Origin of the sequence: Staphylococcus sp. EZ-P03 (genome assembly GCF_003344575.1) — a bacterium.
Lineage (GTDB): Bacteria > Bacillota > Bacilli > Staphylococcales > Staphylococcaceae > Staphylococcus > Staphylococcus simulans_B.
The window spans coordinates 184,770-198,112 of record NZ_QPMO01000001.1; the positions used below are offsets into that span (position 1 = coordinate 184,770).

Here is a 13,343-nt window from a genome sequence, read left to right on the forward strand (position 1 = left end):
TCATTTAACAATTTCTTGAACACTTAATTTATTATAGCATGATGAGAAGTGTTTAACTTGCGAGTTTATTGAAGGAGGACTTTCATTCAAACAAAGGGGTGGCAATTAAATGGTGAAGGGGACATCGTCAGTTAATTGTCGCAATTTTACAAAAACTTCATAAAAATGAGAACGGTATGATACGAAGCTTAAGTCATCGAGATCTAGTCAGAATCAAAACAGCTTTGATGTACTTGTTAAACAAAGGGGTGTACCAAGTATGAAAACTGAAGCAAATTTGTTATCTGGAGAGATGGAATTCCAGCCTGACGGAAAGCCGAACAAAATTACAGGGGTAAAAATGTGGCGGTTTTACGTTTTCAGTATTATCGGGATTCTGTGTTTCTTCGTACCGGTGACAATTAACGGCACAAACACGATTATTGTCGACCACGTTCATTTATGGATTCGCGCAGCACTTGGACCAGCAATGCCTTATGTGGCATTACTATTAATTCTTGCCGGAGCAGGCTTGCCTGTAATTCGACAAGATTTTAAAAAGTCAGTAACTGACTTTATCATTGTACTCTTTAAAGTCGTTGGGGCAGTGATCGGTATCATGTATGTATTTAAGATTGGACCAGGATTATTATTCAATCCGAATTACGGCCCATTCTTATTCGATAAATTATTAACACCATTAAGTATTTTGATTCCGGTCGGTGCAGTCGCATTGTCATTATTAGTCGGCTACGGCTTATTAGAATACATCGGTGTCATTATGCAGCCGATTATGCGACCTGTCTTTAAGACACCAGGCAAATCAGCAGTCGATGCGGTAGCTTCTTTCGTAGGAAGTTATTCACTCGGATTATTGATTACTAACCGTGTTTATAAAGACGGCATGTACAACAAAAAAGAAGCAGTGATTATCGCAACAGGATTCTCAACTGTTTCAGCAACATTTATGGTAATTGTCGCAAATACATTAGATTTAATGGGACACTGGAACTTATTCTTCTGGAGTACCTTAGTAATAACATTTGTAGTTACAGCAATTTCAGCACACTTACCTCCGATTCGCAATGAGTCGGAAGAATATTATCAAGGTCAAGAAGGACAAAAAGAAGTTGAAGTTGAGGGGAACCGCATTGTCGCTGCATATGATGAAGCGAAACGTCAATCTCATGATTCTTTACCATTATTAAAGAATATCTGGGTGAACGTTAAAGATGGATTAGAAATGACGATGGCGATTTTACCATCTATTTTATCTATCGGATTCTTCGGCCTGATTTTAGCTAACTTCACACCGATTATTGATTGGTTAAGTTACATTTTCTATCCATTTATCTATATCTTCCCGATAGCAGATAAACCATTGCTTGCGAAAGCATCAGCAATTTCATTGATTGAAATGTTCTTACCTTCATTATTAGTTGTGAAGTCGACAATGGCAGTGAAGCTGGTAACTGCAATTACTAGTATTTCAGCAATTATCTTCTTCTCAGCATTAGTACCATGTATTCTTGCTACGGATATCAAGATTCCGATTTGGAAATTGGCATTGATTTGGTTCATCCGTGTGGCATTAACATTATTAATCGCAATTCCATTCGCATTGCTTATCTTCGGGAATTAAAGTTAAGCAAACAATGGACCAAGGGGTAATTTCAAGTTTTAAATTTCATAATTAAACAAAGGAGAGATTTATTATGACTAAAGATGTAACAGAACAAGGCAGACAAATCCGCGCTAAAAAAGGTTTAGAAATCGAATGTAAAGGATGGGAACAAGAAGCAGTACTTCGAATGTTGTACAACAACTTAGATCCAGAAGTCGCAGAACATCCTGAAAAGTTAGTCGTGTACGGCGGTATTGGTAAAGCAGCACGTAACTGGGAAGCATTTGATGCAATTGTAGATACATTGCGCCGTTTAGAAAGCGATGAAACAATGTTAGTACAATCAGGTAAACCTGTCGCAGTCTTTAAAACACATGAAGAAGCACCGCGTGTATTATTATCTAACTCTGTATTAGTACCTAAATGGGCTAATTGGGAACACTTCCATGAATTAGATAAAAAAGGCTTGATGATGTATGGCCAAATGACTGCTGGAAGCTGGATTTACATCGGCTCTCAAGGGATTGTGCAAGGGACTTATGAAACGTTTGCGGAACTTGCGAATCAGCATTACAACGGTTCATTAAAAGGTACAATCACATTAACAGCAGGTTTAGGCGGCATGGGCGGTGCGCAGCCATTAGCTGTTACTATGAACGAGGGTGTAGTCATCGGGGTAGATGTAGACCCGTCTCGTATCGAGAAACGTATCGATACACGTTATTGCGACATTATCACTGATTCTTTAGATGATGCTTTAGAAAAAGCACAAGCAGCTAAAGAAGCAGGCGAAGCACTAGCAATCGGTTTAGTCGGCAATGCGGCTGAAGTACACCATGAAATTTTAAAACGTGATTTCAAAATTGATATTGTAACAGACCAAACATCAGCGCATGACCCGTTAAACGGTTATGTTCCTGAAGGTTATTCTTTAGAAGAAGCTGAGGAATTACGCGAACAAGATCCTGAACGCTACGTGGTACTTTCTAAACAATCAATGAAAAAACATGTTGAAGCGATGTTAGAATTCCAAAAACGCGGTGCAGTCGCATTCGACTACGGTAATAACATCCGCCAAGTGGCATTTGATGAAGGTTTAGACAATGCCTTCGATTTCCCAGGTTTCGTACCTGCTTATATCCGACCATTATTCTGTGAAGGTAAAGGGCCTTTCCGTTTCGCAGCATTAAGCGGCGATCCTAAAGATATCGAAGTCGCAGATAAAGCAATGCGCGAACTGTTCCCTGAAGATGAGAAGTTATTGCGCTGGTTAGATATGGCAAGCGAGAAAATCGCATTCCAAGGTTTACCATCTCGTATCGCATGGTTAGGTTACGGCGACCGTGCAAAAATGGGCTTGAAACTTAACGAATTAGTACGTACAGGAGAAATCTCAGCACCGATTGTTATCGGACGCGACCACTTAGACTCTGGTTCAGTGGCTTCACCTAACCGTGAAACAGAATCAATGAAAGACGGATCAGATGCAGTGGGCGACTGGGCAATCTTAAACGCATTAGTGAATACAGCTGCAGGCGGTTCATGGATTTCAGTGCACCATGGCGGCGGTGTAGGTATGGGTTATTCATTACATGCCGGTATGGTCGTTGTCGCAGATGGTTCAGAACGTGCAGACGCACGCTTAGGACGTGTACTTACATCAGATCCGGGTATGGGTGTAGTAAGACATGCTGATGCAGGTTACGATATTGCGATTGATACTGCGAAAGAAAAAGGTGTCGATATTCCAATGTTAAAGGAGCAAGATTCTAATGAGTAATGATGTTGTTATCCAAAATATTGCACAATTAATTTTACCTAAAAAGACGGATAAACCGTTAAAAGGCAAAGAATTGAATGATTTGAATGTAATCGAAAATGCTACATTAGTTGTAAATGACGGTAAAGTTGTTTATGCAGGTGAACATACTGATGAGTATGAAGGAAAAGAAACGGTTGATGCGACAGGCAAAGTCGTTTCTCCTTCACTTGTAGATGCACATACGCATCTTGTATTCGGCGGTTCAAGAGAACATGAAATGGCATTAAAACAACAAGGTGCATCCTACCTTGAAATCCTTGAACAAGGCGGCGGAATCCTTTCTACTGTGAAAGCAACACGTGAAGCGACTGAAGAAGAATTGTTCAAGAAAACAGACAAAGCATTGCGTGAAATGATGTCATATGGTGTCTTAACAGTTGAAAGCAAGAGCGGTTATGGTTTGGATAAAGAAAACGAATTGAAACAATTAAAAGTTTCACACGAATTAGAAGATAAATACGGTATTACAATGAAACATACTTTCTTAGGACCGCACGCGGTACCAAAAGAAGCAGAATCTAATCAAGCATTCTTGCAAAAAATGATTGATTTATTACCGGAAGTTAAAGAATATGCGGACTTTGCGGATATCTTCTGTGAAACAGGTGTATTTACAGTAGATGAATCTCGCGAGTATATGAAAGCGGCTAAAGAACAAGGTTTCGATGTAAAAATCCACGCAGATGAAATCGATCCGTTAGGCGGTTTAGGTGTCGCAATCGAACAAGGTGCGATTTCAGCAGACCACCTTGTAGCTTCAAGCGAAGAAGACAAACAAGCCTTAAAAGACAGCGATACAGTTGCGGTGGTACTGCCAGGTACAACATTCTACTTAGGCAAAGATCAATATGCGGATGCACGCGGTATGTTAGAAAACAACGGTGCAGTAGCGATTGCATCTGACTTCAACCCAGGCAGCAACGTTACGAACAACTTGCAAATGGTGATGGCGATTGCTGCATTGAAATTAAAATTAACACCGAATGAAATTTGGAATGCAGTAACAGTCAATGCCGCAAAAGCTATTGATGCAGATGCAGGTACACTTGAAAAAGATGATCGTGCAAACTTCGTCATTTGGAATGTGCCGAACTATGAATATGTACCGTATCATTATGGTATCAACCATGCAGAATACGTTTATAAAGATGGTAAATTATTCATCGATAATCGTATTAACGTACAGCAATAAGTCAAAGTATTACTAGTATAGGTTAAATTATTTTTTCAGCTATATGCTTGTCATCAGACAGGTATATAGCTGTTTTTTATTTTTTTAATTTGATAGCAAAACAAAAAGGCAGTTTTTAGTCTCAAGAATTATCTGACAACTATGTTAAGATAAGTGCATAGAGAAAAAGGGGCGGATGAACCATGTTTTGGCAGAACTATATCAATCAATGGAAGGGCGATATCAAAGATAATGTATTGGCAGGTATATTGATCGCATTATCAGCCCTGCCAGGTGCCATTGCTTATTCTTTTATTGTGGGGATGAATCCTTCTGTCGGTTTGTTAAGCATGGGCGTCATGATGATTGTCTTAAGTATAACGGCTGGCCGTCCATTGATGATTACCGGACCCAGCAGCGGTATTGCGCTAGTTGCGGCACCTTTAGTTGCACATCACGGTGTCGGCTATTTGATTTGTGCTTCCGTTGTGATGGGGTTATTGCAGCTGCTGATGGGCGCTTTGAATATCGGCAAGCTCATTCAGCGTATTCCGACAGCAGTAGTCATTGGCTTTATGAATGCTTTAGCATTGCTGCTGATGTCATCGCAAATTAATAATATATTCGGTGTCTCTATTGCTACATATATTTTTGCGATTATTTCATTTTTAATTATTGCATATGCGCCGAAAGTCATTTCATTCTTGCCGGCACCTTTAATTTCCATTGTGATTTTAACGATTGCTGCACATCTTTTTCATCCGAAATTAAAGTATGTGCATGATTTAGCAGATATTTATGTTGTTTTACCGAAACTGCAAATCAAAGATTTTCACTTATTTGCCCATAGCGAAGCACTTTTGATTATTTTAGGCTACGGGATAACGATGGCAATTGTAGGTACGCTGCAATCATTGCTGACGGCACAAGCATTAGATGTGATGACACATCAAAAAAGCAGTTTAAACCAAGAATCTGCAGCACAAGGACTTGCCAATATAGCAGCTGGTTTAGTCGGAGGGTTTGGCGGCAGTGCCTTAGTAGGACAATCTAAATTCAATGTCAAAGTCGGTGCAACAGCACGATATGCGACCTTGGTAACAGCTTTGTTTCTGCTGTTGACGATTTATGTCTTAGGGCCGGTGATTGCTTTAATTCCGATGGCAGTTTTAGCAACAGTGCTCGTATCCATTGCATTTAATACGTTTGATAGAAGAACGCTTCAAGCCATCCGCCAAGCACCCGTACAAAATACAGCTACCATTGTTATCACGATGGCAGTCACATTAACAACGAATAATTTAGCTTTTGGTGTCGCATCAGGCACCCTTATCTATTTCATGATACATTTTGCAGTAAAAGGAAGGATAAAACATGAGTAATACAGAACAATTAAAACAGTGGAGACGTCTGTTTCATCAGCATCCAGAAGTGTCTTACCAAGAATATGAAACTACAAAGCGATTAAAAGAAATTCTAAAAGCACATGATATTAAAATGGTAGATTATCCATTGGAAACCGGAGTAGTCGCAGAAATCGGACAAGGGGATGAGATTGTCGCATTGCGTACAGATATCGATGCTTTGCCGATACTAGAACAAGTCGACAGCGACATTACCTCTCAAAACCAAGGTGCTATGCATGCGTGCGGTCACGATATACATATGGCAAGTATTTTAGGGGCTGCTTTAATATTAAAAGAGAAAGAAGCAGACTTGCCGGGACGAGTACGTATTTTATTCCAAGCGGCTGAAGAATTAGGCAGCGGTGCGCAGCAAATGATTGATGCCGGTGTGTTAATGGGTGTCAAAGCAGTGACTGGTTTCCATAATGATCCGACGTTAAAAGTTGGAGAATTCTCGATTAAAGCAGGTGCTATGACTTCAGCTGTGGACCGATTCTTTATTCGTATCCAAGCTAAAGGCGGCCATGCCGCTAAGCCAGAAGAAAGCAACGACCCGATGATTATCTTAGGACAATTATTAACGAGTGTGCAATCTATCGTGAGCCGAAATGTCTCTGCGTTTGATTCTGCAGTTGTGACAATCGGAGAAGTATCAGCCGGCAATACGTGGAATGTGATTCCGGATACTGCCCAAATACAAGGGACAGTGCGTACATTTGATCCGAAAACACGCGCACATGTTGAACACAGACTTCAAAGTATTTGCGACGGTTTAGCGCAAGCGTTTGATGCTAAAGTAGAATTAGATTATATGCATTTGCCGAATGCAGTGATGAATGATGCTGACTTAACAGAAGTTGCGAAAAGTACTGCACAAGAAGCGGGTTATCAAGTGTATGATTTGAAACAGCCGAAAACAATCGGTGAAGATTTCTCAGCAATGAGTGATACGGTACCAGGTGTATTTGCCTTTATCGGTTCTGAATCAGATTATGATTTGCATCATCCGAAATACAATCCGAATGAAGGTATTTTAGAAACAGCACCTGTGTATCTTGCGAATTTAGTTCAAAAATTATTTTAATTTACTCATGAATGAAATAGGAATCTTGTGGTATAGCATTAATATGACTAATAATGAGGAGTGATAGATAATGGCACCACAAGATCCGCGCAAGAAATTCTCAGATGAAGATTTTCCAAAGCAAGAACAAGAATGGCCAGGTCTTCAAGCAGATATGGAACCAAAACCTGATTGCGGCGAAACTTCTTATAAAGGACACGGCCGTTTAGAAGGTATCAAAGCACTTGTGACTGGCGGAGATTCAGCAATCGGCCGTGCTGTCGCAATTGCATATGCACGTGAAGGTGCGTCAGTTGTGATTAACTATCATCCGAAAGAAGAACAAGACGCACAAGAAGTTAAAAAAGTAATTGAAGATACTGGCGGTACAGTTTATCTGAAACCAGGAGATCTTTCAGACGAGTCTTTCAACTATGAATTAGTCGAATATGCGAATGAACAACTCGGCGGTTTAGATAATGTGACACTTGTAGCTGGACATCAGCAATATCACGAAGGCTTCGAAAACTTCAAAACAGAAGATTTCACACAAACCTTTACAACGAATGTGTACTCATTATTCTGGACAGTACAAAAAGCACTGGATTATTTGAAACCAGGCGCAACTATTACGACAACAACATCTATTCAAGGTTATGATCCAAATCCAGTATTGCATGATTATGCGGCTACAAAAGCAGCCATTATTTCATTGACGAAAAGTCTTGCTAAAGAATTAATTGATAAAGGTATCCGTGTCAATTCAGTAGCACCTGGACCATTCTGGTCACCATTACAAATTTCAGGCGGACAACCGCAAAGCAGAATACCAGAGTTCGGTCAAAGTTCATTGATGGGACGCTGCGGACAACCAGTTGAACTTGCAAGCACCTATGTCTTGCTTGCATCAGATGAATCTAGTTATACAACAGGCCAAGTCTATGGTGTGACCGGCGGTAAACAAATCAACTGATTCAAACATGTGATTTTGCAAGTAACCAATAAATCTGACCCCTCGCTGAATAAAGTGAGGGGTTTCATCATTTGTGATATAAATTTTGGGTAAATGTGAAATGAAAAACACAATATTCGCATTTTGGTAAGCAGTTGCTTATGATAGAGACACTTCAGATAGAGTATAGAAAGGAGATAACAATGAAACATTTTAATCCGAAAGATTTAACGCAAAGAGAAAATTATAAATTATTAAGCGGCAGTGTTTTGCCGAGACCAATCGCATTTGTGACATCCCAAGATAAGGAAGGCAATTTAAATGCAGCACCTTTTAGTTTCTTTAATGTGGTGAGCAGCCAACCGCCGATGATTATGATTTCAACAGGCCGTACTAATGGTGTACGCAAAGATACAGCGCAAAATATTATTGATACCGGAGAATTTGTAGTACATATCTCTGAACTGTCAATGATTGAAGGGATTAACAGTACTGCAGCACCGATTGACCGTACAGAAAACGAATTAGAACGTACAGACTTTAAAACGATTCCTTCACAAGTAGTAAATGTACCGAGTATCGAAGGTGCAAGTATTACGTTTGAATGCAAATTAGATCGTGTCATTGAACTAGGCAATGATGAAGTCGGCAACGATTTGATTTTAGGCGAAGTTGTACAATACCATATCGCAGACGAAGTCTATATCGAGCCGCATAAAATTGATGTCAAAGCCTTGCATCCTGTCGGTCGTCTTGCAGGTAATGATTATGTGAGACTTGGCGAAGAATTTGTATTAGAGCGCCCAACAGAATAATTGTAAAATTAAATTTTTTCGTTTTCACGATTGACTAAAGCGGACAATCATGATAGGTTTAAAAAGATTCGGAAAATAAAAATAAATAGTACTTATCAAGAGAGGTGGAGTGAAGGGCACTTTGAAGCCTCGGCAACATGGATCGCAGAATTTCTGCGACGCGTGTGCCAATTCCCGTAGCAAAATTGATTGCTAAGAGATAAGAAACAAGCATTGTATCCTTTTTCTTAGCAGGAAAAAGGATTTTTTTAATATATGAGCGAGGTGTTTGAATCATGTCCGAAGAAAGACAAAAAGGGAATGCTTTGGCACTTATTCCTTTGGTTATATTCGTAGGTTTATTCTTAGGTGTCGGTATTATTACAGGCGACTTTACGAAGATGCCGTTGAATATTGCGATTACGATTGCGGTTGTTATCGCATTAGTTATGAACCGTAAACAAAAGTTTGCGGATAAAGTTGAAGTTTTCACTAAAGGTGCAGGTCATTCGAATATTATTTTAATGGTCTTGATTTTCGTTTTAGCCGGGGCATTTTCTAAAGTAACTGAAGAAATGGGCGGCGTTAAATCAACAGTTAACCTTGGGTTGACGTTAATTCCCAGCAACTTATTAATCGTAGGTTTATTTATTATTTGTATGTTCGTCTCTATTTCAATGGGGACTTCAGTCGGAACTGTTGCGGCGATTGCGCCGGTTGGTTTCGGTATCAGTGAAGCCACAGATATTTCAGCAGCAATCGCAATGGCGACAGTGGTCGGCGGGGCAATGTTCGGCGATAACTTATCTATGATTTCTGATACAACTATTTCTGCAGTCCGTACACAAAATACACGGATGAGTGATAAGTTTAAAGTGAACTTCAGAATTGTCTTGCCAGGTGCGATTATCACCATGATTATTTTAGGGTTCTTAACGCACAGTGCAACGGTAAGCAGTACAAAAGATTATAGTTTCGAATTTATCAAAGTCATTCCTTATTTATTAGTATTGATATTAGCCTTAATCGGCATTAATGTCATTATCGTACTGATAGGCGGAACTGTCTTGTCAGGCATTATCGGCTTGATTGATGGTTCGTTTAATTGGATTGGATTCTTAAAAGCAGCATCAGAAGGTATGATCGGTATGGAAGATATCGCAATCATCGCCTTAATGATCGGCGGCTTAATCGGCTTGATTCAACACTATGGCGGTATTACTTGGCTTCTGAACTTTGTCCGAAGCAAAGTGAAATCAAGACGCGGGGCAGAATTCGGTATTGCTGGTTTAGTCAGCGCTGCTGATATTTCAACTGCGAATAATACGATTTCTATCTTAATGGCAGGGCCATTAGCGAAAAACATTGCGGATGAATATGATATTGACCCAAGAAAATCTGCAAGTATCTTAGATATCTTCGGCAGTTGTTTCCAAGGGTTGCTGCCGTATAGCCCGCAAGTGATAGCAGCAGCAGGTGTCGCAGGTATTTCACCATTTATGCTGGTTCCTTATTCGATTTATCCGATTATCTTAGGTATCAGCGGTCTGATTGCGATTGCCTTTAACTTGCCGAGACTTAACAAAAGCAAGCAAAAAGCGAAATAACTTTTACTTTCACGCTTGAAAAATGTTAAAGTAATCATGTTGTGAATTACTATGTTTGTAAGCGCGATTGCTTTGGCTTATATTCTTAAATGCGTTAAAATAATAGAGAGTGTGAAAGTAGGTGACGACAGAGTGGCAAGATATAACATTGAAAACGACGTAGTAGTCATATCATTGGAACGTTTAATGCGTATTCAACCTGAGTTGATTTATCAAGCTTGGACGGATGCTGATATTATGAAACGCTGGTTTATGACTTCTAACCGTTCAAATCAATCAATTGATTTGATTCCTGAAGAAGGCAGACGTTATGAAATTGTAGATGAACGTAACGGCAAAAAGAACAGAGTGACAGGTGTCTTCCAAGAATTAGAAGCACCAAGCCGTATTGTCATGACAATCGGTATGCCTGAATTGAGCGATAAAGAAGATACGATTGAAGTAGAAATCTTCGAACGCGAACCAGGTTCGGATATGACACAAATGAATTTCCGATATACTGCTGTTGTTCCGAAAGAAAGAAGATGGACAACTTTGGAATATAAACAGCAAAAGAAAGAATATCATGATGCGACTGCACATGGTTTTGAAAACATGTTCATTAAACTACAAGAAATTTTAAAAGAGATACAAGAAAATCAAGAAGAATTCTAAAAGAAAAGCAGCGGCACTGAAAAATAATTTTCGGTACCGCTGCTTTTATACATATATGAAAATGTTTGAGGAATTATACCGTTTCTTGACCGCGTTTATTCCACGTTAAGATGAAGCTGAGCATTGCCAGCAAACTAATACCAGTCAGTAAAATGAAGCCGACATCCCATCCGAAGTGATCTACTACAAAGCCGAGTACAATGTTGGCCATCACCGCTCCGAATAAATAACCGAATAAACCAGTTAAACCTGCTGCAGTGCCGGCTGCTTTTTTCGGAACATAGTCTAATGCTTGCAGACCGATCAACATTACCGGACCATAGATTAAGAAACCAATCGCTACGAGTGATAAATTATCTACCCATGGATTGCCTGCCGGGTTGAGCCAATAAATCAGAACGAAAATTGTTACGCCTAGCATGAAGAAGAAGCCTGCAGGACCGCGGCGGCCTTTAAAGACTTTGTCGGAAATCCATCCGCAAAGCAATGTACCTGGGATACCTGCCCATTCATACAAGAAGTAAGCCCAACCAGATGCTTTCAAATCAAAGTGCTTTTCTTCGCTTAAATAGACAGGTGCCCAGTCTAATACACCGTATCTCACGAAGTAGACAAAGATGTTCGCAAATGCAATGGCCCAAATCCATTTGTTGTTGAGGACATAGTTGAAGAGGACTTCTTTTGTAGTTAATTCTGTCTCGAGGGTTGTTCTTGATGCTGTTGGATAGTCATTGCGGTACGCTTCAATTGAAGGCAGACCTTCAGATTGCGGTGTATCGCGAATCAATACATAAGAAATAATCGCAATGATAATCGCTAAAAGTGCGGGATAAATGAAGACGCCTTCGAATCCTTTGAGGTAACCGAAATTATATAAAGCCGTCATTGAAATACCCCAAGTCGCAATCGGAGCCATCAAACCGCCGCCGACGTTATGGGCAACGTTCCAAATAGCAGTTTTGCTTCCCCGTTCGCTGACACTGAACCAATGGACTAATATTCGACCAGATGGCGGCCATCCCATGCCTTGGAACCAGCCGTTTAAGAACAGCATAATGAACATGATCAATATGCTGGAAGTAAAGAATGGTACGAAACCAAGCAATAGGTTGACGATAGCTGTTAAAATCAGTCCCAAAGTTAAAAACATGCGCGCATTACTGCGGTCGCTGACAGTTCCCATAACAAACTTGCTGAAACCGTAAGCTATTGAAACTGCTGATAACGCAATCCCTAATTGTCCTTTGCTGAAGCCTTTTTCAATCAAATCCGGCATCGCAAGCGAGAAGTTCTTGCGTAAAAGATAATACCCCGCATAACCGATAAAGATTCCTAAAAATACTTTAAGACGAAGTTCCTTGTATGTAGAATCGACTTGGTCTTTTGGAAGCGGAGCAATCGGTTTCGGCGGTTTTAAAAAGTTAAACATGAAAGCGCCTCCTTAACAAATTATTAACATAATATTAATACTAAATTTACAAAATAGCAATATGAGTTTTAAAATATAACAAAATAAAAAGACATTCCACATTAGAATGTCTTAGGCGCTTACCTTAATTTAAGAAATCGTACTATGTTTATGCTGCGCAACTCTTGGTTTGTAGTTTGCACCAAGTACATCAATATTCTGCGTAGCAAGTGCATGAATTAATTTCGCAATGACATGCGGTGTACATGAAATATCGATATGATGCGGTGTTAAAACATAATTGACACCTTCTTGGTGTTTAAAATATTGCATGATATCGATGATTTTATCTTTGATAAACATGTCAGACAAACCGTCGACTTTCAGTTTAAAGTGCATTGTCGCTTGGATATTCGGTGCGAATTGATAAATAAAATCTTTCTCTGCATAAGGCAAAATTTGGTATATAGGATAATTGTGATAACTTAAGAAGCTGATGAAATAAGGTAGGTTGCATTTAGGGATTCGAACTTTCAATACAGGGTGCTGTTTGATTTTAGTGAATTCAGCTTGAACCGCGTGGCTGTTTTGAAGCTGACGGCATGCTTTCATTAATTGTCTTCGTTTAAGCCATGTTGATAGATGCCCTATATTAATAATAAATGTGTCATATTTATCTATGAACATAGACAATTCCTCCAGAAGTTTAGTGTAGATTTGAGTGGCAAAAGATAGATGGATGACGTGCTGTTTCAAATTCATTGTAAATTGTATCACGCTTTAAACAATTTTTCACTAGGACTTTTGGACGAAATAATGTATTTGTAATTTCATTTAATTATCAAATATAATGAAATCATTGT

The 13,343-nt window shown here is 39.5% G+C and carries 11 protein-coding genes and 1 riboswitch; of the genes, 9 read left to right on the forward strand and 2 right to left on the reverse strand.

Annotated elements, in window-relative coordinates; translation table 11 throughout:
* Positions 1-292: 292 nt before the first annotated feature.
* From DVJ99_RS00860 to DVJ99_RS00900, 9 genes are all read left to right on the forward strand, one after another.
* On the forward strand, positions 293-1,621 hold the full coding sequence (locus DVJ99_RS00860; RefSeq protein ID WP_199790655.1) for a YjiH family protein: 1,329 nt from the start codon (positions 293-295) through the stop codon (positions 1,619-1,621).
* 73 nt (positions 1,622-1,694) lie between these two features.
* Complete coding sequence (gene hutU, locus DVJ99_RS00865; RefSeq protein ID WP_114602790.1) at positions 1,695-3,383, forward strand: urocanate hydratase; 1,689 nt, start codon at positions 1,695-1,697, stop codon at positions 3,381-3,383.
* Entirely contained in the window at positions 3,376-4,617 is a 1,242-nt protein-coding gene (hutI, locus tag DVJ99_RS00870) for an imidazolonepropionase (protein ID WP_114602791.1), read from the forward strand. Before hutU ends, hutI begins: the two co-directional genes overlap by 8 nt.
* 182 nt (positions 4,618-4,799) lie before the next feature.
* Positions 4,800-5,978, forward strand: a complete 1,179-nt coding sequence (locus tag DVJ99_RS00875; RefSeq protein ID WP_114602792.1) for a SulP family inorganic anion transporter — start codon at positions 4,800-4,802, stop codon at positions 5,976-5,978.
* Positions 5,971-7,086, forward strand: a complete 1,116-nt coding sequence (locus tag DVJ99_RS00880) for an amidohydrolase (protein WP_114602793.1) — start codon at positions 5,971-5,973, stop codon at positions 7,084-7,086. The genes DVJ99_RS00875 and DVJ99_RS00880 overlap by 8 nt, the downstream gene beginning before the upstream one ends.
* A gap of 70 nt (positions 7,087-7,156) precedes the next feature.
* Positions 7,157-8,038 (forward strand): SDR family oxidoreductase, encoded by an 882-nt coding sequence (locus DVJ99_RS00885; protein ID WP_114602794.1) that lies wholly within the window; start codon positions 7,157-7,159, stop codon positions 8,036-8,038.
* Positions 8,039-8,220: 182 nt separating this feature from the next.
* The gene (locus tag DVJ99_RS00890; RefSeq protein ID WP_114602795.1) at positions 8,221-8,832 is read left to right on the forward strand and encodes a flavin reductase family protein; all 612 of its coding nucleotides are present in this window, start codon (positions 8,221-8,223) and stop codon (positions 8,830-8,832) included.
* Between the two features lie 89 nt (positions 8,833-8,921).
* Positions 8,922-9,038, forward strand: a riboswitch (SAM riboswitch).
* 69 nt (positions 9,039-9,107) lie between these two features.
* A complete protein-coding gene (locus tag DVJ99_RS00895) occupies positions 9,108-10,418 on the forward strand; it encodes a Na+/H+ antiporter NhaC family protein (RefSeq protein WP_105993229.1) in 1,311 nt (436 codons plus the stop codon).
* 132 nt (positions 10,419-10,550) lie between these two features.
* Positions 10,551-11,072, forward strand: a complete 522-nt coding sequence (locus DVJ99_RS00900; RefSeq protein WP_105993230.1) for an SRPBCC family protein — start codon at positions 10,551-10,553, stop codon at positions 11,070-11,072.
* A gap of 73 nt (positions 11,073-11,145) precedes the next feature.
* On the opposite strand, the gene glpT is transcribed toward DVJ99_RS00900, so the two are convergent.
* Both glpT and DVJ99_RS00910 read right to left on the reverse strand, forming a co-directional pair.
* Positions 11,146-12,501, reverse strand: coding sequence for a glycerol-3-phosphate transporter (gene glpT, locus DVJ99_RS00905; RefSeq protein ID WP_114602796.1), 1,356 nt, complete (start codon positions 12,499-12,501; stop codon positions 11,146-11,148).
* A gap of 129 nt (positions 12,502-12,630) precedes the next feature.
* Entirely contained in the window at positions 12,631-13,167 is a 537-nt protein-coding gene (locus tag DVJ99_RS00910; protein WP_114602797.1) for a hypothetical protein, read from the reverse strand.
* Between the last annotated feature and the right edge of the window lie 176 nt (positions 13,168-13,343).

What these genes read in the sequence shown, in the direction of transcription:
- hutI (WP_114602791.1), top strand. Translation starts at nt 3,376, where the DNA reads ATGAGTAATGATGTTGTTATCCAAAATATTGCACAATTAATTTTACCT.
- DVJ99_RS00880 (WP_114602793.1), top strand. Translation starts at nt 5,971, where the DNA reads ATGAGTAATACAGAACAATTAAAACAGTGGAGACGTCTGTTTCATCAG.
- hutU (WP_114602790.1), top strand. Translation starts at nt 1,695, where the DNA reads ATGACTAAAGATGTAACAGAACAAGGCAGACAAATCCGCGCTAAAAAA.
- DVJ99_RS00860 (WP_199790655.1), top strand. Translation starts at nt 293, where the DNA reads ATGGAATTCCAGCCTGACGGAAAGCCGAACAAAATTACAGGGGTAAAA.
- DVJ99_RS00885 (WP_114602794.1), top strand. Translation starts at nt 7,157, where the DNA reads ATGGCACCACAAGATCCGCGCAAGAAATTCTCAGATGAAGATTTTCCA.
- glpT (WP_114602796.1), bottom strand. Translation starts at nt 12,501, where the DNA reads ATGTTTAACTTTTTAAAACCGCCGAAACCGATTGCTCCGCTTCCAAAA.
- DVJ99_RS00875 (WP_114602792.1), top strand. Translation starts at nt 4,800, where the DNA reads ATGTTTTGGCAGAACTATATCAATCAATGGAAGGGCGATATCAAAGAT.
- DVJ99_RS00895 (WP_105993229.1), top strand. Translation starts at nt 9,108, where the DNA reads ATGTCCGAAGAAAGACAAAAAGGGAATGCTTTGGCACTTATTCCTTTG.
- DVJ99_RS00910 (WP_114602797.1), bottom strand. Translation starts at nt 13,167, where the DNA reads ATGTTCATAGATAAATATGACACATTTATTATTAATATAGGGCATCTA.
- DVJ99_RS00890 (WP_114602795.1), top strand. Translation starts at nt 8,221, where the DNA reads ATGAAACATTTTAATCCGAAAGATTTAACGCAAAGAGAAAATTATAAA.